16 protein-coding genes are annotated in these 20270 nt (G+C 60.3%); all 16 read right to left on the minus strand.

Annotation, left to right across the window (positions count from 1 at the left end; all coding sequences use genetic code 11):
- Positions 1-48: 48 nt before the first annotated feature.
- Entirely contained in the window at positions 49-894 is an 846-nt protein-coding gene (gene kdsA / locus RG836_RS26680) for a 3-deoxy-8-phosphooctulonate synthase (RefSeq protein ID WP_310850820.1), read from the minus strand.
- Positions 895-912: 18 nt separating this feature from the next.
- Complete coding sequence (locus tag RG836_RS26685) at positions 913-2544, minus strand: CTP synthase (protein WP_310850821.1); 1632 nt, start codon at positions 2542-2544, stop codon at positions 913-915.
- Positions 2545-2818: 274 nt separating this feature from the next.
- On the minus strand, positions 2819-4147 hold the full coding sequence (gene tilS / locus RG836_RS26690; RefSeq protein WP_310850822.1) for a tRNA lysidine(34) synthetase TilS: 1329 nt from the start codon (positions 4145-4147) through the stop codon (positions 2819-2821).
- A 150-nt stretch (positions 4148-4297) separates the two neighbouring features.
- Complete coding sequence (locus tag RG836_RS26695; RefSeq protein ID WP_310850823.1) at positions 4298-5245, minus strand: acetyl-CoA carboxylase carboxyltransferase subunit alpha; 948 nt, start codon at positions 5243-5245, stop codon at positions 4298-4300.
- A 141-nt stretch (positions 5246-5386) separates the two neighbouring features.
- Positions 5387-8908: a DNA polymerase III subunit alpha gene (gene dnaE / locus RG836_RS26700; protein ID WP_310850824.1), complete on the minus strand. Its 3522-nt coding sequence runs from the start codon at positions 8906-8908 to the stop codon at positions 5387-5389.
- 83 nt (positions 8909-8991) lie between these two features.
- Entirely contained in the window at positions 8992-9618 is a 627-nt protein-coding gene (rnhB, locus tag RG836_RS26705) for a ribonuclease HII (protein WP_310850955.1), read from the minus strand.
- 11 nt (positions 9619-9629) lie between these two features.
- A complete protein-coding gene (lpxB, locus tag RG836_RS26710; protein WP_310850826.1) occupies positions 9630-10760 on the minus strand; it encodes a lipid-A-disaccharide synthase in 1131 nt (376 codons plus the stop codon).
- 2 nt (positions 10761-10762) lie between these two features.
- Entirely contained in the window at positions 10763-11539 is a 777-nt protein-coding gene (lpxA, locus tag RG836_RS26715; protein ID WP_310850828.1) for an acyl-ACP--UDP-N-acetylglucosamine O-acyltransferase, read from the minus strand.
- Positions 11536-11976, minus strand: coding sequence for a 3-hydroxyacyl-ACP dehydratase FabZ (gene fabZ / locus RG836_RS26720; protein WP_008028982.1), 441 nt, complete (start codon positions 11974-11976; stop codon positions 11536-11538). Before fabZ ends, lpxA begins: the two co-directional genes overlap by 4 nt.
- 108 nt (positions 11977-12084) lie before the next feature.
- Positions 12085-13140: a UDP-3-O-(3-hydroxymyristoyl)glucosamine N-acyltransferase gene (gene lpxD / locus RG836_RS26725; protein WP_310850831.1), complete on the minus strand. Its 1056-nt coding sequence runs from the start codon at positions 13138-13140 to the stop codon at positions 12085-12087.
- Positions 13141-13143: 3 nt separating this feature from the next.
- Positions 13144-13647: an OmpH/Skp family outer membrane protein gene (locus RG836_RS26730; RefSeq protein WP_054047181.1), complete on the minus strand. Its 504-nt coding sequence runs from the start codon at positions 13645-13647 to the stop codon at positions 13144-13146.
- Positions 13648-13692: 45 nt separating this feature from the next.
- A complete protein-coding gene (gene bamA / locus RG836_RS26735; protein ID WP_310850834.1) occupies positions 13693-16041 on the minus strand; it encodes an outer membrane protein assembly factor BamA in 2349 nt (782 codons plus the stop codon).
- A gap of 74 nt (positions 16042-16115) precedes the next feature.
- Complete coding sequence (rseP, locus tag RG836_RS26740; RefSeq protein ID WP_310850835.1) at positions 16116-17468, minus strand: sigma E protease regulator RseP; 1353 nt, start codon at positions 17466-17468, stop codon at positions 16116-16118.
- A gap of 52 nt (positions 17469-17520) precedes the next feature.
- Positions 17521-18711 (minus strand): 1-deoxy-D-xylulose-5-phosphate reductoisomerase, encoded by a 1191-nt coding sequence (gene ispC, locus RG836_RS26745; protein ID WP_310850837.1) that lies wholly within the window; start codon positions 18709-18711, stop codon positions 17521-17523.
- On the minus strand, positions 18708-19514 hold the full coding sequence (locus RG836_RS26750; RefSeq protein ID WP_310850838.1) for a phosphatidate cytidylyltransferase: 807 nt from the start codon (positions 19512-19514) through the stop codon (positions 18708-18710). Before RG836_RS26750 ends, ispC begins: the two co-directional genes overlap by 4 nt.
- Positions 19514-20269: a polyprenyl diphosphate synthase gene (gene uppS, locus RG836_RS26755; protein ID WP_310850840.1), complete on the minus strand. Its 756-nt coding sequence runs from the start codon at positions 20267-20269 to the stop codon at positions 19514-19516. Before uppS ends, RG836_RS26750 begins: the two co-directional genes overlap by 1 nt.
- Position 20270 lies beyond the last annotated feature (1 nt).

The following is a 20270-nucleotide window of genomic DNA, read 5'->3' on the forward strand; positions in this document are numbered from 1 at the left end:
GAGGGCCTGAGCAACAAATCGTGCGGTACTTTACCGGAGAAATGAGGATTACGCGGTTTCTACCGTCGGAAAACTCTTCACCAGTTCGTCCAGCGCCTTGAGTTGCGCCAGGAACGGTTCCAGCTTGTCCAGGCGCAGGGCGCAAGGGCCGTCGCATTTGGCGTTGTCCGGGTCCGGGTGGGCTTCGAGGAACAACCCGGCCAGCGACTGGCTCATGCCCGCCTTGGCCAGGTCGGTGACCTGGGCGCGGCGCCCGCCAGCGGAGTCGGAACGACCGCCGGGCATTTGCAGCGCATGGGTCACATCGAAGAACACCGGGTATTCGAACTGCTTCATGATCCCGAAGCCGAGCATGTCGACCACCAGGTTGTTGTAGCCGAAGCTCGAGCCGCGCTCGCAGAGGATCAACTGGTCATTACCCGCTTCTTCGCATTTGCTCAGGATGTGTTTCATTTCCTGAGGCGCGAGGAACTGGGCTTTCTTGATGTTGATCACCGCGCCGGTCTTGGCCATGGCGACCACGAGGTCGGTCTGGCGCGACAGGAAGGCCGGCAACTGGATGATGTCGCAGACCTCGGCGACCACGGCAGCCTGTTCAGGCTCGTGGACGTCGGTGATGATCGGCACGCCGAACGCTTGCTTGATGTCCTGGAAAATCCGCATGCCCTCTTCCAGGCCGGGGCCACGGTAGGAGCTGACGGACGAGCGATTGGCCTTGTCGAAGCTGGCCTTGAATACGTAAGGGATGCCGAGTTTCTCGGTCACCTTCACGTACTCTTCACAGACCTGCATGGCCATGTCGCGGCTTTCCAGCACGTTCATGCCGCCGAACAGCACCATGGGCTTGTCGTTGGCGATTTCGATGTCGCCGACGCGGATGATCTTCTGGGCCATGCTGATAGTTCTCCGGGGTCAGGCGTTCTTGTCGTGTTGAGCCAGAGCAGCCTTGACGAAACCGCTGAACAACGGGTGACCGTCGCGGGGTGTCGAGGTGAATTCCGGGTGGAACTGGCAGGCCACGAACCATGGATGATCCGGTGCTTCGACCACTTCAACCAGGGCGCCATCGCCGGAACGACCGGAGATTTTCAGACCGGCTTCGATCAACTGCGGCAGCAGGTTGTTGTTCACTTCGTAACGGTGACGGTGACGCTCGACGATCACATCCTTGGCGTAGCAATCGTGCACCAGGGAGCCGGCTTCGAGCAGGCAATCCTGCGCGCCGAGGCGCATGGTGCCGCCCAGATCGGAGGCTTCGGTACGGGTTTCCACCGCGCCGGTGGCGTCTTCCCACTCTGTGATCAGGCCCACGACCGGGTGACCGCTGGCGCGATCGAACTCGGTGGAGTTGGCGTCTTTCCAGCCCAGCACGTTACGGGCGAATTCGATGACCGCCACTTGCATGCCAAGGCAGATGCCCAGGTACGGCACTTTGTTTTCGCGAGCGTATTGCACGGCGGTGATCTTGCCTTCCACACCGCGCAGACCGAAGCCGCCAGGGACCAGGATCGCGTCGACACCTTCAAGCAGTGCGGTGCCCTGGTTCTCGATGTCTTCGGAATCGATGTAGCGCAGGTTGACCTTGGTACGGTTGCTGATGCCGGCGTGACTCATCGCTTCGATCAGCGATTTGTAGGCGTCGAGCAATTCCATGTACTTGCCGACCATGGCGATGGTGACTTCGTGTTCCGGGTTCAGCTTGGCATCCACCACCGCTTCCCACTCGGACAGGTCGGCGCCGGTGCACTGCAGGCCGAAACGCTCGACAACAAAATCATCCAGGCCTTGCGAATGCAGGATGCCCGGGATCTTGTAGATGGTGTCGGCGTCTTCCAGCGCGATCACCGCACGCTCTTCAACGTTGGTGAACTGGGCGATTTTGCGACGGGACGAGATGTCGATCGGGTGATCGGAGCGGCACACCAGCACGTCAGGTTGCAGGCCGATGGAACGCAGTTCCTTGACCGAGTGCTGGGTAGGCTTGGTTTTGGTTTCACCAGCGGTGGCGATGTACGGCACCAGGGTCAGGTGCATCAGCATCGCGCGCTTGGCGCCGACTTCGAAACGCAACTGGCGGATGGCTTCGAGGAACGGTTGCGACTCGATGTCACCGACAGTGCCACCGATTTCGACCATCGCCACGTCGGCATCGCCGGCGCCCTTGATAATGCGGCGCTTGATTTCGTCGGTGATGTGCGGGATCACCTGAATGGTCGCGCCCAGGTAATCGCCACGGCGCTCTTTGCGCAGCACGTGTTCGTAGACACGGCCGGTGGTGAAGTTGTTGTTCTGGGTCATGGTCGTGCGGATGAACCGCTCGTAGTGGCCCAGATCCAGGTCGGTCTCGGCGCCGTCGTGGGTGACGAACACTTCACCGTGCTGGAACGGGCTCATGGTGCCCGGGTCGACGTTGATGTAGGGGTCCAGCTTGAGCATGGTGACCTTAAGTCCCCGCGCCTCCAGGATGGCCGCCAATGAAGCCGAGGCAATGCCTTTCCCCAATGAAGAAACAACACCGCCCGTGACGAATATGTAGCGCGTCATGAAAAACCCTAGAAGTCTGCGTTAAAGCGGTCCGAGCCGCCGGGGAAAGCGAAGGAAGGCCGAGGCCCCCGATCACCTGCATTAATCACAGTGCACCTTTCAAAAAAACCGCCGCGTTGGGACAGACCGGCAGATGACACACCGGTAGGTTGCTCGCTACACATTTTTTGGAATCGCCCAGCAAAGACTGCTTGGTAATCGGCAACTGCTGCGATTCAGGCGAATCCACAGAAGTTGTATCAAGAAGGGAGCGTAGTCTACCGGAAAGCCCCTTTCACCTCAAACCTTGATCTTGCCCCAGTGGCTGCCATTGCAAATGCCAGTCGCCATCGGCAGTGCCATTCAGGCCTGGGAGATTCGCCACCGCGCGCAATTGTCCGTTCAGGTACAGCAGCGGCAATCGGCCACGGGCGAACGCCGGCACCGCGCTTTCATTGAGTAAACGCTTGAGATCGCGATGCCCGCGCCCCGGCAGATTCATCACTTCGCCACCCTCGCGGTAGCGGATGGCAATTTCACCCGCAGCAGGCTGCCCATGAAGTGTGACGCGGCCATTTCCCGGCAACAGCAAGGGTTGACGAGGATCATGCCAGGCTTGAGGTGCAGGCGGCGCGCTCAGCCAATCCCCCGCCAGCCACCAGATCCGCCCCGCCGATCGCTGCACCTCCCCCTGGGCCAGGCGCCAGACCGGGCTCGCATGCTCAGCGGCATCGCGCAAGCTGTCCCAACCTGACCAATGGTCCGTGTCCGGCATGGGCGTTCGGGGGGCCAGCCAATGACTTAGCGCGTTGCGCTGGCGGGCGGCGGATAACCGGGCCAATGGCGCCAGCGCCAGGGAAGGCACGTCGAGCCAATCGCAATCACTGGCGGTGCTCGCCTCGGCGAGGTCGATCTGTGCCAACTCATCCAGTAAGCCTTGCGCCTCACGCAAATGCGCCGCACTGCGGGCCATGCTCACCATTGCCTGCGGCCACCGCACCATCAGTGCCGGGAACACCTGATGCCGCAAGTAATTGCGCGAATATTGCCGGTCCTGGTTCGACGGGTCTTGCACCCAAGTCAGCCGATGCTCAGCCGCGTACGCTTCCAGCTCCGCGCGCGAGATGCCCAGCAGCGGCCGCAGCAAGTGCCCCGGCCCCAGCGATCGCTCGGCCGGCATCGACGCCAAGCCTCGCACGCCAGCACCTCGCATCAGGCGAAACAATAGAGTTTCGGCCTGATCGTCGCGGTGTTGCGCGGTCAGCAGCAGCTCATTGGCCTGGGTTGCCTCCGTGAACGCGGCATACCGCGCCTCCCGCGCGGCACGTTCGAGGCTGGCGCCGGACTGCACCTGCACGCGAACCACTTGCAGCGGCACACCGAGCTCATCACAGACCAACTGACAATGTGCCGGCCACGCGTCGCCCGCCGTTTGCAGACCGTGATGGACATGAATGGCGTTCAGCGCTGGCAGGGATTCGGTTTTGGCGAGATGGGCAAGCAGGTGCAGCAGGACGGTGGAGTCGAGACCGCCGGAGAAGGCGATGCGCCAAGTCGTGGCATGGCGCCAGGGCGCCAGATTCAGGAGGAGCCTCGCAGACAGATCGATTCTGGATGCGTTCATCATATTCACTTCGCCCAAATCAAATGTGGGAGCGAGCCTGCTCGCGAAGAGGGTGTAACAGCCAACGGATCAGGTTGAATGTTAAACCGCTATTCGCGAGCAGGCTCGCTCCCACAAGGGTATCGCGTCGTCTGCCAAAGCGGCGTCAGATCAGAGACCGTAGCTCATCAAGCGCTCGTAACGACGGGCCAGCAGCGCTTCGTTGTCGAACTTCTTGAGCATTGCCAGTTGCGCGCTCAGTTCGGCGCGGATCGACGCGGCCGCGGCGGCCGGGTCGCGGTGCGCGCCGCCCAGTGGTTCACCGATGACTTTGTCGACGATGCCCAGGCCTTTGAGGCGCTCGGCGGTGATGCCCATGGCCTCGGCGGCGTCCGGCGCTTTCTCGGCGGTTTTCCACAGGATCGACGCACAACCTTCCGGCGAGATCACCGCGTAGGTCGAATACTGCAGCATGTTCAGTTGATCGCAGACGCCGATGGCCAACGCACCGCCGGAACCACCTTCACCGATAACGGTGGCGATGATCGGGGTTTTCAGGCGAGCCATGACGCGCAGGTTCCAGGCAATCGCTTCGCTCTGGTTGCGCTCTTCGGCGTCGATGCCCGGATAGGCGCCCGGGGTGTCGATGAAGGTCAGGATCGGCATCTTGAACCGCTCGGCCATTTCCATCAGGCGGCAGGCCTTGCGGTAGCCTTCAGGACGTGGCATGCCGAAGTTGCGGCGGACTTTCTCACGCACTTCACGGCCTTTCTGGTGGCCGATGATCATCACCGGCTGGTCTTCGAGGCGGGCAATGCCGCCAACGATCGCAGCGTCATCGGAGAAGTGACGGTCACCGTGCAACTCGTCGAACTCGGTGAAGATGTGTTCGATGTAGTCCAGGGTGTAGGGACGTTTCGGGTGACGCGCCAGGCGCGCGATCTGCCAGCTGGTCAGCTTGCCGAAGATGTCTTCGGTCAGCGTGCTGCTCTTGTCTTGCAGGCGGGAGATTTCATCGCCGATATTCAGCGAATTGTCATTACCGACCAAGCGCAACTCTTCGATCTTGGCTTGCAGGTCGGCGATCGGCTGTTCGAAATCAAGAAAATTCGGGTTCATAGGCGTCCGTCTTGGGTCGACGTCCAAGAGTGCTTGGGCCGGCCGGTTGTCTATTCGCGCCCTACCTTAAGGGACAGGCGCGTTCAGGTCGAGATTAAAAATTCAGGTCGAGGTCGGGGGCGGATTCCTGTCCCCCGGCCATCAACGGTATTGGAGGAAGACGTTGTCTCGCCCGAACTGGTCACGCAGGGCTTGAATCAAGGCATCCGCCGGGTCGATTCGCCAGGTCTCGCCAAACTGCAGCAAAGCCTTGGCGTCCGGGCTGGTGTACTCCATGGTGATCGGGCACGCGCCGCGATGGCGTTTGAACAACTCGCCCAGCCAGCGTAGCTGATCACCCTTGAGGTCCTTGGTGTGCAGCTTCAGGCGCAAGCTTTCGGCGAGGTTGGTGCGCGCGTCTTCCATGCTCATCACGCGCTTGACCCGCAACCGCAGGCCGCCGGAGAAATCGTCGTTGCTGACTTCGCCTTCGACCACCACCATCGCGTCGGTCTGCAGCAGCGACTGCGCCGAGTGGAAGGCTTCGGCGAACAGTGACGCTTCGATCCGCCCTGAGCGGTCGTCCAGGGTGATGAAGCCCATCTTGTCGCCCTTTTTGTTCTTCATCACCCGCAGGGCGATGATCATGCCGGCGACGGTCTGTGTATCCCGCGCCGGTTTCAGGTCGATGATGCGCTGACGGGCGAAACGGCGGATCTCGCCTTCGTATTCGTCGATCGGATGGCCGGTCAGGTACAGACCCAAGGTGTCTTTCTCACCCTTGAGGCGTTCCTTGAGCGTCAGTTCCTTGGCCTTGCGGTGATTGGCGTAGACGTCCGCATCTTCCTCGACGAACAAACCGCCGAACAGGTCGGCGTGGCCGCTGTCGTGGGTGCGCGCGGTCTGTTCGGCGGCCTTGATCGCCTCTTCCATGGCCGTCAGCAACACTGCGCGGTTGCGGTCGATGTTCGCCTGATAGGCTTTTTGCTCATCATGGAAGTACGGCCCGAGACGATCCAGCGCGCCGCTGCGAATCAAGCCGTCGAGGGTGCGCTTGTTGATGCGCTTGAGGTCGACCCGCGCGCAGAAATCGAACAGATCCTTGAACGGACCGTCCAGCCGCGCTTCGGTGATCGCCTCGACCGGACCCTCGCCCACGCCTTTGATTGCGCCGAGGCCATAGATGATGCGGCCTTCATCGTTAACCGTGAACTTGAACTCCGAGGTATTCACATCCGGTGCGTCGAGACGCAGCTTCATGGTGCGAATTTCTTCGATCAGGGTCACAACCTTGTCGGTGTTGTGCATGTCCGCCGACAGTACCGCGGCCATGAACGGCGCCGGGTAGTGGGTTTTCAGCCAGGCAGTCTGGTACGAGACCAGGCCGTAGGCAGCGGAGTGGGATTTGTTAAAGCCGTAACCGGCGAACTTCTCCACCAGGTCGAAAATGTTACCCGCCAGGTCGGCGTCGATGTTGTTGGTGCCGCAACCTTCGATGAAACCGCCGCGCTGCTTGGCCATTTCCTCTGGTTTTTTCTTACCCATGGCCCGGCGCAGCATGTCGGCGCCGCCAAGGGTGTAACCGGCCATGACCTGGGCAATCTGCATCACCTGTTCCTGATACAGGATGATGCCGTAGGTCGGCGCCAGCACGGGCTTGAGGCCTTCGTACTGGTAATCCGAGTGCGGGTACGCCAGTTCGGCGCGACCGTGCTTACGGTTAATGAAGTCGTCCACCATGCCCGATTGCAGCGGGCCAGGACGGAACAGCGCCACCAGTGCGATCAAGTCTTCCAGGCAGTCGGGCTTGAGCTTTTTGATCAGCTCTTTCATGCCCCGGGATTCGAGCTGGAACACCGCCGTGGTTTCGGCCTTTTGCAGCAAGGTGTAAGTCGGTTTGTCGTCCAGCGGGATGAACGCGATATCCAGCGGTGGCTCGTTGACCTTGGCGCGGTCACGGTTGATGGTTTTCAGTGCCCAGTCGATGACCGTCAGGGTCCGCAGCCCGAGGAAGTCGAACTTCACCAGGCCCGCGGCTTCCACGTCGTCCTTGTCGAACTGGGTTACCAGGCCGTCGCCCTCTTCATCGCAATAGATCGGCGAGAAGTCGGTCAGTTTGGTCGGGGCGATCACCACGCCACCGGCGTGCTTGCCGACGTTACGCACCACGCCTTCGAGCTTGCGCGCCATCTCCCAGATTTCCGCGGCTTCTTCATCGACCTTGATGAAGTCACGCAGGATTTCTTCCTGCTCGTAGGCCTTTTCCAGGGTCATGCCGACTTCGAACGGAATCATCTTCGACAGACGATCCGCCAGACCGTAGGACTTGCCCTGCACCCGCGCCACGTCGCGAACAACAGCCTTGGCCGCCATAGAACCGAACGTGATGATCTGGCTCACGGCGTTACGGCCGTATTTCTCGGCCACGTACTCGATCACCCGGTCGCGGCCGTCCATGCAGAAGTCGACGTCGAAGTCGGGCATGGAGACCCGTTCCGGGTTGAGGAAACGTTCGAACAGCAGGTCATATTCCAGCGGATCGAGGTCGGTGATCTTCTGCACGTAGGCCACCAGCGACCCGGCACCCGAGCCCCGGCCCGGACCCACCGGCACGCCGTTGCTCTTGGCCCACTGGATGAAGTCCATCACGATCAGGAAGTAACCGGGGAAGCCCATCTGGATGATGATATCCAGCTCGAAATTCAGCCGGTCGACATAGACCTGGCGCTTGGCGTCGTAGTCCTCGGTCGTATCCTTGGGCAACAGCACGCTGAGGCGCTCTTCGAGGCCGTCGAACGAGACTTTGCGGAAATATTCATCGATGGTCATGCCATCGGGAATCGGGAAGTTGGGCAGGAAGTGCTTGCCCAGCTTCACTTCAATGTTGCAGCGCTTGGCGATCTCGACGGTGTTTTCCAGCGCCTCGGGCAGGTCACTGAACAACTCGGCCATTTCGTCGGCGCTTTTGAGGTATTGCTGGTCGCTGTAGTTTTTCGACCGGCGCGGGTCATCGAGGGCGCGGCCCTCACCGATGCACACGCGGGTTTCGTGGGCCTCGAAATCTTCCTGCTTGATGAAGCGCACATCGTTGGTCGCCACCAACGGCGCGCCGAGTTTGTCGGCCAAGGCCACGGCGCCGTGCAGGTGTTCTTCGTCGTTGGGGCGGTTGGTGCGCTGCACTTCGAGGTAGAAGCGGTCCGGGAACACCGCCATCCACTCGCGGGCCAGGTTTTCCGCTTCATCGGGGTTGCCGCTGAGCAGCGCCAGGCCGATCTCGCCCTCTTTCGCCGCCGACAGCATGATCAGCCCTTCGCTGGCCTCGGCCACCCACTCGCGCTCGATGATGATCGAGCCGTTGCGCTGGCCATCGATGAAGCCACGGGAAATCAGTTCGGTGAGGTTGCGATAGCCCACGCCGTTCATCGCCAGCAGGCTGATGCGACTGAGGGGGTTATCCGGGTCTTTGTTGGACAGCCACAGGTCGGCACCGCAGATCGGCTTGATCCCGGCGCCCATGGCGGCTTTGTAGAACTTGACCAGCGAACACATGTTGTTCTGGTCGGTGACCGCCACGGCGGGCATGTTCATGCCGACCAGGGTCTTGACCAGCGGTTTGATCCGCACCAGACCGTCGACCAGGGAGTACTCAGTGTGCAGGCGTAGATGAACGAATGAAGCCGGCATAGTGATCCTGTCCAGAAACGAGCGACTTGAAAATAACAAGGCCCGGATTGTACCGGGCCTTGGCAAAAACATCAGCCTGGCGACTAACTCTCGATCAGGCTTTCCCGCGCCTCATACGCCTGGCGCACTGGGGCAAACGAGCGGCGGTGAATCGGCGTCGGTCCCAAACGAGCCAGCGCTTCCAGATGAACGGGCGTCGGGTAACCCTTGTGGCCACCCATGCCATAACCCGGATAAATCAGTTCGAACGCGGCCATCTCGCGATCACGGCTGACCTTGGCCAGAATCGAAGCCGCAGCAATCGCCGGCACCTTGCCGTCCCCCTGAATCACCGCTTCGGCGCGCATCGACAGCTTGGGGCACCGGTTGCCGTCGATCATCGCCAGTTTCGGCTGGATGTGCAGGCCTTCAATGGCCCGCTGCATGGCCAGCATGGTGGCGTGCAGGATGTTCAAGCGGTCGATTTCCTCGACTTCGGCGCGGGCGATGCACCAGCTCAAGGCCTTTTCGCAGATTTCGTCGTAGAGCTTCTCGCGGCGCGCTTCAGTGAGTTTCTTCGAGTCGTTGAGCCCGAGAATCGGCCGGTTCGGGTCGAGGATAACCGCTGCGGTCACCACCGCGCCGCAGAGCGGGCCGCGACCGACTTCATCGACGCCGGCCACTAGGTCTTCAACTTCCGCGACCAAGGTGAAATCCAGGCCCATTTGCAGGCTTACTTTAGTCATCGGGCACGGCCAATCAGGTTCAACACGGCATCCGCCGCCTGGTTCGACGCGTCCAGGCGCAGCGTGCGATGAATTTCGTCGAAGCCACGGGTTTGCTCTTCACCACCTTCGATCAGCGGTGACAACGTCTGCGCCAGGGCTTCGACGGTTGCATCGTCCTGCAACAATTCCGGGACCAACAAACGCTGGGCCAGCAGATTGGGCAAGGACACGTAAGGACTTTTCACCATGCGTTTGAGGATCCAGAACGTCAGCGGCGCCAGTCGATAAGCCACCACCATGGGTCGCTTGTACAACAACGCTTCAAGCGTAGCCGTCCCGGAAGCAATCAGCACGGCATCGCACGCCGCCAGCGCCAGATGGGATTGACCGTCGAGCAAGGTCAGCGGCAAGTCGCGTCCGGCTAGCAGCTCTTCGAGCTGCGCGCGGCGCTCGGGACTGGCGCACGGCAGCACGAAGCGCACGCCGGGGCGCAAGGCGCGCAGGCGCTGAGCGGTGTCGAGGAATAGACCACCGAGGCGCCCCACCTCACCGCCACGACTGCCCGGCATCAAGGCGACCAGCGGCCCGTCAGACAGACCGAGTTCGACGCGGGCGGCGGCGCGATCAGCCACTAACGGAATGGTATCGGCCAGGGAGTGACCGACGAAGCGCACCGGCACGCCTTTCTCTTCGTAGAATCTGGCTTCGAACGGGAACAGGGTCAGCATCAGGTCGCAGCCTTCGCGAATCTTCAGCACCCGCTTCTGCCGCCACGCCCACACCGACGGGCTGACGTAGTGCACGGTCTTGATCCCGGCCTGACGCAACTTGAGTTCGAGGGTAAGGTTGAAATCCGGTGCATCGATGCCGATGAACACGTCTGGCTTCCGGGCGATGAGGTCGGCGATCAGTCGCTTGCGCCGTCCTAGCAATTCACGCAGTCGACCGAGCACTTCCACCAGGCCCATGACCGCGAGCCGCTCCATGGGGAAATCGGACACCATCCCTTCTGCCTGCATCAACGGGCCACCGACACCGATGAACTCGATGTCGGCGTGACGGGCCTTGAGCGCGCGCATCAATCCGGCGCCCAAGATGTCGCCGGAAGCCTCACCTGCCACCAACGCAATACGCAAAGTGGCCATGATTAGCGAGTAATGCCGCGGGTCGACGACTGGATCGAGTCACGGAACACCGCGACTTCAGGGTACTGCGTCGAAGGCTCGGCCAGTTCGGCCAGTGCCTGCTCGACCGTAAGACCCTGGCGGTACACCACTTTATAGGCACGGCGCAGAGCGTGAAGAGCGTCTTCGCTGAAACCACGACGGCGCATGCCCTCGAAGTTCATGCTGCGCGCTTCCGCCGGGTTGCCAAACACGGTGACGTAGGCTGGGACGTCCTTGCCGATGGCGGTGCCCATGCCGGAGAAGCTGTGGGCACCAATGTGGCAATACTGGTGAACCAGGGTGAAGCCGGACAGGATCGCCCAGTCATCAACGTGCACATGGCCGGCCAGCGCGGTGTTGTTGACCAAGATGCAGTGGTTACCGATCACGCTGTCGTGGCCGATGTGGGCATAGGCCATGATCAGGTTGTGATCGCCCAGGGTCGTTTCGGAACGGTCCTGAATCGTGCCACGGTGAATGGTCACCCCTTCACGTATCACGTTGTGGTCGCCGATCACCAGGCGGGTTTCCTCGCCCTTGTATTTCAAGTCCGGCGTGTCTTCGCCAATCGAGGAAAACTGGTAGATGCGATTGTGCTGACCAATGCGTGTCGGGCCTTTGAGAATCACATGCGGCCCGATCACTGTCCCCTCGCCGATTTCCACACCTGCGCCGACGATCGACCATGGGCCGACCTCAACGCCGTCGGCCAGAACAGCCGTCGGATCGATGATTGCGCGAGGGTCAATCAAACTCATACTTTTTGTTCCGCGCAGATAATCTCGGCCGAGCAGACCGGCTTGCCATCCACCGAGGCCTGGCATTCGAACTTCCAGATCTTGCGTTTGCAACTGATGAAGGTCGCTTCGAGGATCAACTGATCACCTGGCTTGACCGGCTGGCGGAAGCGCAGCTTGTCGGAGCCTACGAAGTAGTAAAGCGTGCCATCGGCCGGCTTCACGTCGAGCATTTTGAAACCCAGGATCCCGGCAGCCTGAGCCATCGCTTCAATGATCAGCACGCCCGGCATGATTGGATGCGCGGGGAAGTGGCCGTTGAAGAAGGGCTCGTTGATGCTGACATTCTTGTAGGCGCGAATGCGCTTGCCTTCCACATCGAGGTCCACTACTCGGTCCACCAGCAGGAACGGGTAACGGTGCGGCAGGTATTCGCGAATCTCGTTGATGTCCATCATTTCAGGGGGAAGCCTATGTAAAGATTGGGAGCGCGCGACTGAAGCGCGCCCCTCTAGCAAATCAAGGAGGCAGTCTAGCGGCTGTGCACACTTGATATGGAAATGGTATCAGCCATCTGAAGAAGCTTTACCGTCCGGGGTCACGTCCCCGACACGCTTTTCCAACTGGCGCAGACGCCGCGCGATGTCATCGAGCTGGCGAATGCGTGCCGCGCTTTTGCGCCACTCGGCTGCCGGTTGCATGGCCGTACCGGAAGAATAGGAACCCGGCTCGGTAATCGAGTGGGTCACCATGGTCATTCCGGTGATGAAAACGTTGTCGCAAATCTCAATGTGCCCGACCAGCCCTACTCCACCAGCGAGCATGCAGTGCTTGCCAATCTTGGTGCTGCCGGAAATGCCCACGCACGCCGCCATCGCGGTGTGATCACCGATCTGCACGTTGTGAGCAATCTGAATCTGGTTGTCGAGCTTCACGCCGTTGCCGATGGTGGTATCTGCCAGCGCGCCGCGATCGACGGCGGTGTTCACGCCGATCTCCACGTCATCACCGAGCACTACTCCGCCGATCTGGGCGATTTTCTGCCAGACGCCTTTCTGGTTGGCAAAACCGAAGCCTTCACCACCGAGCACGGCACCGGACTGAATGACCACTCGCTTGCCGATCCGCACGTCGTGATACAGCGTGACCCGCGGTGCGAGCCAGCCACCTTCGCCGATCTCGCATCGGGCACCGATGAAGCAATGCGCGCCAACGGTGACACCGGCTGCGATCCGCGCCTGGCTCTCAATGACCGCAAAAGCACCGATGCTCGCTGCTGGATCCACCACTGCGTCGTCCGCCACCACAGCACTCGGGTGAATGCCAGCGGCTGCCTTGGGCTTGGGATCGAACAGGTGCGAAATACGTGCGTAGGCCAGATAAGGGTCCGGCACCACCAGCGCATCGCCGGCATAACCTTCGGCGTCAGCGGCCTTCAGCAAAACGGCTGCGGCCCGGCTGTCAGCCAGGTATTTACGGTATTGGGGGTTTGCCAGAAAGCTCAACTGAGCTGGGCCAGCCTCCTGCAAAGTGGCTAGCCCAGTGATGTCTTTCTCTGCGGAGCCACGCAGGGTGGCTCCCAGGAACTCGGCCAACTGGCCGAGCTTGATGGTCGCTGTCATGGATTACTTCAGCTGATTCATGCGCTCGATGACTTGGCGAGTGATGTCGTACTGAGGTTTGACATCGATCACTGCGCCACGCTCGAAGACCAGGTCAAAAGCACCTTTCTTGATGACTTCTTCCACTGCGCTGTCCAGCTTCGGCTTCAGCTGCTTCAGCATTTCACGGTCAGCAACGGCTTTGGCTTCGTTCAGCTCCTTGGACTGGAACTGGAAGTCACGGGCCTTTTGCTTGAATTCCAGCTCCAGACGCTCACGCTCGCCTTGCTGCATTTTGTCGCCACCGGCGACCAGACGATCCTGGATACCTTTGGCGCTGCTTTCCAGAGTCTTGAGCTTGGTCAGTTGCGGACCGAACTTCTTCTCGGCATCCACAGCGTACTTCTTGGCCGCGTCCGACTCGAGCAACGCCATCTGATAGTTCAGAACGGCGATTTTCATGTCGGCAAATGCCGGGCCAGCTACCAGTACGGTCGCCAGGAGAACCAGTTGAGTTAACTTACGCACGATGCACTCCTACAAAATCCATTGTCGTTATCTTGGGTCAGACGCTTAGAACGTCTGGCCGAGGGAGAATTGGAACACTTGAGTTTCAGCTTCATCCGGTTTCTTGATCGGCATCGCCAGCGCAAAGCTGAGCGGACCCAATGCAGTCACCCACGTCACGCCAACACCCACGGAGCTGGCCATATTGGTGAAGCTGATATCACAGTCCTTGGTTTCACCCTTGCAGTTGGTATCGAAGACGTTACCCACGTCCCAGAATACGGACGTCCGCAGCGAGCGTTGATCTTTGACGAATGGCAGCGGGAACAGCACTTCAACACCGCCCTGAACCAACACGTTACCGCCGAACGGCAGCGGATCCTGATCCGGGTCACGAATGGTGCCAGGGTTCCGGCCGGTACTAGGCGTACTACGTGGACCCAAGGTGCTGTCCTTGAAGCCGCGAACCGAGTTGAAACCACCAGCATAGTAGTTCTCGTAAAACGGCAAGCCGTCGGTGTCGCCATAACCATCACCATAACCAAGCTCGGTGTGCAGACGCATGGTGTAGTTGTCGGTCAACGGCTGGAACAACTGGCCACGGTAATCGAGTTTGAAGAACGACAGGTCGCTGCCCGGCGTGGTGGTTTCCAGGGTCAGGCTCTGGGAATGACCACGGGTGGCCAGCACGCCCTTGTTCAAGGTGGACTCCGACCAGCCGGCCGATGCCTTGAAGTTCAGGTAGTTGTCGCCTTCCTTGTTAACGAAGTCGAAAATTTCGTCGACCGTGTACTGACCAGTCTTGATCTTGTCCTGTTGCGCCGTCAGGCCGAAGGTCAGACGCGAGGTCTCACTGATCGGGTAACCGACGCTGACGCCTGCACCGAGGCTGTCCACGGCGTAGCTGGCTACGTCGACGTCAAGGTCTTTGTAGTCGGTGGTGCGATAGAAGGCGTTGTAGCCCAAGCTCACACCGTCCGCCGTCCAGTAGGGGTCGACATAACCGAAGTTATAGCGGCTCTGGTACTCGGAACGGGTCAAACCAATGCTGACCTTGTTACCAGTACCGAGGAAGTTGTTCTGGGTGATCGAACCACCGAGGATCAGACCGGCGCTCTGGGCAAAACCGACGCTGGCGGTAATCGAACCGGAGGCTTGCTCTTCAACGCTGTAATTCACGTCGACCTGGTCGTCCACGCCCGGTACAGCTGGCGTTTCAACGTTGACTTCCTTGAAGAAGCCCAGGCGTTCAAGGCGGGTCTTGGACTGGTCGATCAGGTAGGTCGAAGCCCAGCCACCTTCCATTTGACGCATTTCACGGCGCAGCACTTCGTCTTCGGACTTGGTGTTGCCACGGAAGTTGATGCGGTTGACGTAGGCACGTTTGCCCGGATCGACAGCAAACAGGATGTCGACGGTGTGGTCTTCATCGTGCGGCTGCGGCACGCCGTTGACGTTGGCGAAGGTATAGCCTTCGTTACCAAGACGACGGGTGATCAGTTCTGAGGTGGTGGTCATCAGCTTGCGCGAGAACACCTGGCCTTTCTGCACCAGCAGCAGGGACTTGATCTGGTCTTCAGGCACTTTCAGGTCACCGCTGAGCTTCACGTCACGAACGGTGTACTTCTCACCCTCGTTAACGTTAACGGTGATGTAGACGTGTTTCTTGTCCGGAGTGATGGAGACCTGGGTCGAAGCGATATCCATGTTGATATAGCCGCGGTCCAGATAGTAGGAACGCAGACGTTCCAGGTCACCGGAGAGTTTTTCGCGAGCGTACTTGTCATCGTTCTTGAAGAACGACAGCCAGTTGGTGGTCTTGAGTTCGAACAGGTCGATCAGGTCTTCGTCCGGGAATACCGTGTTACCCACCACGTTGATGTGCTGGATGGCGGCGACGGTGCCTTCATTGATGTTGACCTTGAGTCCTACACGGTTGCGCGGTTGCGACACGACTTCGGTGTCGACCGTGGCCGAGTAGCGGCCCTGGGCAACGTACTGACGTTGCAGCTCGTTACGCACACCTTCAAGCGTGGCGCGCTGGAAGATCTCACCTTCGGCCAGACCGGATTGTTTAAGACCCTTCATCAGGTCTTCGGTGGAGATCGCCTTGTTGCCCTCGATTTCGATGCTGGCGACCGACGGGCGCTCAACCACGGTGATGACCAGGACGTTGCCATCGCGGCCCAGCTGGATATCTTGAAAGAAACCGGTTTTGAACAACGCACGAGTGGATTCCACCAGGCGACGATCATCCGCCTGTTCACCGACGTTCAACGGTAAGGCACCAAAGACGCTACCCGCGGAGACCCGCTGGAGGCCATTGACGCGAATATCAGAGATAGTGAAGGACTCGGCGTGAACTTCGGCGATCATCAATACGGTGAGAACCGCAGTTAGCAGCAGACGTTTCATGAAGTCCTTTCTTATTCCAACTGGCAATAAACAAACTGCCGCAAAATGCGGCAGATTCGCAATTCAGCGAAGCGTTACAGACGACCCAGATCGTTGACCAGAGCAAGCAACATCACTCCGACCACCAAGCTGATACCGATCTGTATCCCCCAACCCTGCACCCGATCCGACAAGGGACGACCACGCGCCCACTCGATCAGATAAAACAACAAATGCCCCCCATCCAATACTGGAATGGGCAGCAAATTCAGAACCCCCAGGCTAATACTCAGATAAGCAAGGAAATTCAGGAAATCAGCGACGCCCGACTGGGCAGAAGCGCCCGCCACTTTAGCAATGGTTATCGGTCCACTCAAGTTTTTTACCGAGAGCTCGCCGAACAACATTTTCTTCAGCGAATCGAGGGTCAGGACGCTCATGGTCCAGGTGCGTCGCGCACCCTCGCCAATCGCTGCCACAGGGCCGAAACTGACCTCTCGAAGCATTTCCGGCGGCCAATCGACCGCTTTCACGCCAGCGCCCAGATAACCGCTGGCCGGTTTGTTGTCGCCGCGAGCGGAGAGAGTCACCGGCACATCGATCGGCGCACCTTCGCGCTCGACGCGCAGCACGATTTTACTGTCCGGCCGTATCCGCACGGCGTCGACTACTTGCTGCCAATCGCCCAAGGGCTGGCCGTCCAGTGCCAGCAATCGGTCGCCGGTCTTCAGGCCAGCAGCCTGCGCCGGGCCTTTCGGATCGAGTTCAGCGAGTATCGGCGGCAGCGACGGGCGCCATGGACGAATGCCCAGCGAGCCGATCGGATCAGGCTCGTCAGCCCCTTTGAGCCAATGATCCAGGGCCAGGTCACGAGGAGACTCGGCGCTGGAACCCTGCTCACGGACGAGCAAATGCAACGTACCACTTTCCCCCAGGCGGCGGACGAGCTGCAGATTGACCGCTGCCCAACCGGTGGTCGGCTCGCCATCAATGGAAACAATTTCTTGCCCGGGTGCGAGACCAGCCTTGGCCGCGATACTGCCCGACTCGACCGCACCGATGACCGGACGCACCTGCTCGCTGCCGAGCATGGCCAGCACCCAGAAAAACACCATCGCCAAGAGGAAGTTGGCGATCGGGCCAGCGGCGACGATGGCGATACGCTGACGAACGGTCTTGCGATTGAAGGCCTGATTGAGCTGCTCGGCCGGTACATCGCCTTCACGCTCATCGAGCATTTTCACGTAACCGCCCAATGGGATGGCGGCGACTACAAATTCGGTGCCCTGCTTGTCGTGCCAGCGCAGCAATGGCATGCCGAAGCCTACGGAGAATCGCAGCACTTTGACGCCACAGCGGCGCGCGACCCAGAAATGACCGAATTCGTGGAAGGTAACCAACACACCCAACGCAATCAGGGTGCCGGCAATCATATAGAGCGCGCTCATCTACTTTCTCCGCATTCGTATCAGTGCTGCCAGGTACATCATCGTGCAGCCCTTATCGCCCGTTACGGTTCAACCATTGGCCGGCCAGGGCGCGAGCCTTGGCGTCTGCCGTGAATACGGCGTCAAGATCATCCAGGGCAACCACCGGCTCCAGATTCAACACGTCCTCGATGATACTCGCGATCTCCAGGTAACGGACACGCCCATCAAGAAACGCCGCCACCGCCACTTCATTGGCCGCGTTGAGCATCGCCGGCGCACTGCCGCTCGACTCGGCGGCCTGGCGCGCCAGCCGCAGGCAAGGAAAACGCGCTTCGTCCGGTGCCTGGAAATCCAGGCGCGCCACGGCAAACAGGTCCAGCGGTGCGACGCCCGAGTCAATCCGCTCGGGCCAAGCCAGCGCATTGGCGATCGGCGTGCGCATGTCCGGGTTACCCAACTGCGCCAACACCGAGCCATCGACGTAATCGACCAGCGAATGAATGACACTCTGCGGGTGAATCACCACTTCGACCTGCGAAGGCTTGGCATCGAACAACCAGCAGGCCTCGATCAGCTCCAGGCCTTTATTCATCATGCTGGCGGAGTCGACCGAAATCTTGCGGCCCATCGACCAGGTGGGATGGGCGCAGGCTTGCTCAGGCGAAACATGCGCCAGTTCAGCCATCGGTGTCTGCCGGAAAGGTCCGCCAGAGGCTGTCAGTAAAATCCGACGCACGCCTACGGCGCCCAGGCCTCGGGCGAAATCATTAGGCATGCATTGAAAAATCGCGTTGTGCTCGCTGTCGATCGGCAGCAGTACCGAGCCGCTTTTGCGCACCGCCTGCATAAAGAGGGCGCCAGACATGACCAGCGCTTCCTTATTGGCCAGCAGGATTTTCTTGCCCGCCTCGACCGCCGCCAGCGTCGGGCGCAAGCCAGCGGCGCCAACGATGGCGGCCATCACAGTGTCCACCTGCGAATCGGCGGCGACCTGGCACAGACCTTCCTCACCGACCAAAACCTGGGTCGACAACCCCGCGGCGCGCAGATCATCTTGCAACACTTGCGCAACGGCCGCTTCAGGCACCACAGCGAAGCGCGGGGCGTGACGCACGCACAGGGCCAGCAACTCGTTGACTCGGGTAAAGCCGCTGAGGGCGAACACTTGATAACGCTCGGGGTGCCGCGCAATAACGTCGAGAGTGCTCAGGCCGATAGAACCGGTGGCGCCCAACACGGTGACCTGTTGCGGGCCACTCACGATGCTGCCATCCACAGCAGTACAGCAAATACCGGGATCGCCGCTGTCAGGCTGTCGATGCGGTCCAGCACGCCGCCGTGACCAGGCAACAAATTACTGCTGTCCTTGATCCCCGACTGACGCTTGAACATGCTTTCGGTGAGGTCGCCCACCACCGAAACAAAAACAATCACTGCCGCACCGAGCAGACCCTTGATCAGCTCGAACGCACTCCAGTCACGGACCACACCGACCACCAGAGTGATCAGTAAACTCAGGGCCAAACCGCCATACACGCCTTCCCAGCTTTTACCCGGGCTGACCTGTGGCGCGAGTTTGCGCTTGCCGAACGCTCGGCCGGAAAAGTAAGCGCCGATGTCCGCGCCCCAGACCAGCACCATCACCGCCATGATCAGCCAGTTGCCCAAGGGCTCTTGCTTGATCAGCACCAGCCCTTGCCAGGCCGGCAGCAGGATCAACAGGCCGATGACCAACTTGTACGCCGCGCTGGCCCAATGGGCACTGGAGCGCGGATAGGTCAGCACCAGATAAGTGGCGACCGCCCACCAGATCACCGACGCCCCGAGCACCCAAGGCGCGAGCCCCGGCAGGATGTACATGAAGAACAGCAGTACCGCGACCACAGCCGCATAGCCAACGCGGATCGGTTGCTCGGTGAACCCCGCCAGACGCGCCCATTCCCACGCGCCCAAGGTCACGACCAGACCAATGAATAGCGCAAAGCCCGCACCTTTCAGCAGGAAGAACCCGCATAAGGCAATAGGCAGCAGGATCAGAGCAGTGATGATTCGTTGTTTAAGCATTAAACCCGGGCTCCAGCTTCGACCTGCTCGCTCGTTTTACCGAAGCGGCGCTGGCGAGAAGCGAAATCGGCCAGCGCAGTGCGCATGGCATCGTGTTTGAAGTCCGGCCAGAACAGGTCGGAGAAATACAACTCGGCATAGGCCAGTTGCCACAGCAGGAAATTACTGATGCGATGCTCTCCACCGGTGCGGATGCACAAGTCCGGCAGCGGCAGATCGCCAGTCGCCAGGCAGGTTTGCAGCAATTGCGGGGTGATGTCTTCCGGGCGCAAATGCCCGGCCTGCACTTCACGCGCCAGACGCTGCGCGGCCTGCGCGATGTCCCACTGCCCGCCATAATTGGCGGCGATCTGCAGCACAAAGCGATTGGCGCCGACCGTCATGGCTTCGGCTTCACGCATGGCCGCCTGCAACTCGGGATGGAACCGCGAACGGTCGCCGATGATGCGCAAGCTGATGTTGTTGTCGTTGAGGCGCTTGGCCTCACGACGCAACGCCTTGAAGAACAGGTCCATCAACGCGCTGACTTCATCGGCCGGGCGCTGCCAGTTCTCGCTGGAGAAGGCAAACAGGGTCAACACCTCGACCTTGGCCTCGGCGCACACCTCGATCACGGCCCGAACCGCGTCCACACCCGCTTTATGCCCGGCAACACCCGGCATAAAGCGTTTTTTCGCCCATCTATTATTGCCGTCCATGATGATCGCGACGTGGCGCGGCACCGTGGACGGCGTGGGCTGCTTGGTCTTTTCCATG

Source organism: Pseudomonas rhizozeae (assembly GCF_031583775.1).
GTDB lineage: Bacteria > Pseudomonadota > Gammaproteobacteria > Pseudomonadales > Pseudomonadaceae > Aquipseudomonas.

What these genes read in the sequence shown, in the direction of transcription:
- bamA (WP_310850834.1), bottom strand. Translation starts at nt 16,041, where the DNA reads ATGAAACGTCTGCTGCTAACTGCGGTTCTCACCGTATTGATGATCGCC.
- lpxD (WP_310850831.1), bottom strand. Translation starts at nt 13,140, where the DNA reads ATGACAGCGACCATCAAGCTCGGCCAGTTGGCCGAGTTCCTGGGAGCC.
- RG836_RS26685 (WP_310850821.1), bottom strand. Translation starts at nt 2,544, where the DNA reads ATGACGCGCTACATATTCGTCACGGGCGGTGTTGTTTCTTCATTGGGG.
- tilS (WP_310850822.1), bottom strand. Translation starts at nt 4,147, where the DNA reads ATGAACGCATCCAGAATCGATCTGTCTGCGAGGCTCCTCCTGAATCTG.
- rseP (WP_310850835.1), bottom strand. Translation starts at nt 17,468, where the DNA reads ATGAGCGCGCTCTATATGATTGCCGGCACCCTGATTGCGTTGGGTGTG.
- fabZ (WP_008028982.1), bottom strand. Translation starts at nt 11,976, where the DNA reads ATGATGGACATCAACGAGATTCGCGAATACCTGCCGCACCGTTACCCG.
- lpxB (WP_310850826.1), bottom strand. Translation starts at nt 10,760, where the DNA reads ATGGCCACTTTGCGTATTGCGTTGGTGGCAGGTGAGGCTTCCGGCGAC.
- dnaE (WP_310850824.1), bottom strand. Translation starts at nt 8,908, where the DNA reads ATGCCGGCTTCATTCGTTCATCTACGCCTGCACACTGAGTACTCCCTG.
- RG836_RS26750 (WP_310850838.1), bottom strand. Translation starts at nt 19,514, where the DNA reads ATGCTTAAACAACGAATCATCACTGCTCTGATCCTGCTGCCTATTGCC.
- lpxA (WP_310850828.1), bottom strand. Translation starts at nt 11,539, where the DNA reads ATGAGTTTGATTGACCCTCGCGCAATCATCGATCCGACGGCTGTTCTG.
- kdsA (WP_310850820.1), bottom strand. Translation starts at nt 894, where the DNA reads ATGGCCCAGAAGATCATCCGCGTCGGCGACATCGAAATCGCCAACGAC.
- uppS (WP_310850840.1), bottom strand. Translation starts at nt 20,269, where the DNA reads ATGGAAAAGACCAAGCAGCCCACGCCGTCCACGGTGCCGCGCCACGTC.
- RG836_RS26695 (WP_310850823.1), bottom strand. Translation starts at nt 5,245, where the DNA reads ATGAACCCGAATTTTCTTGATTTCGAACAGCCGATCGCCGACCTGCAA.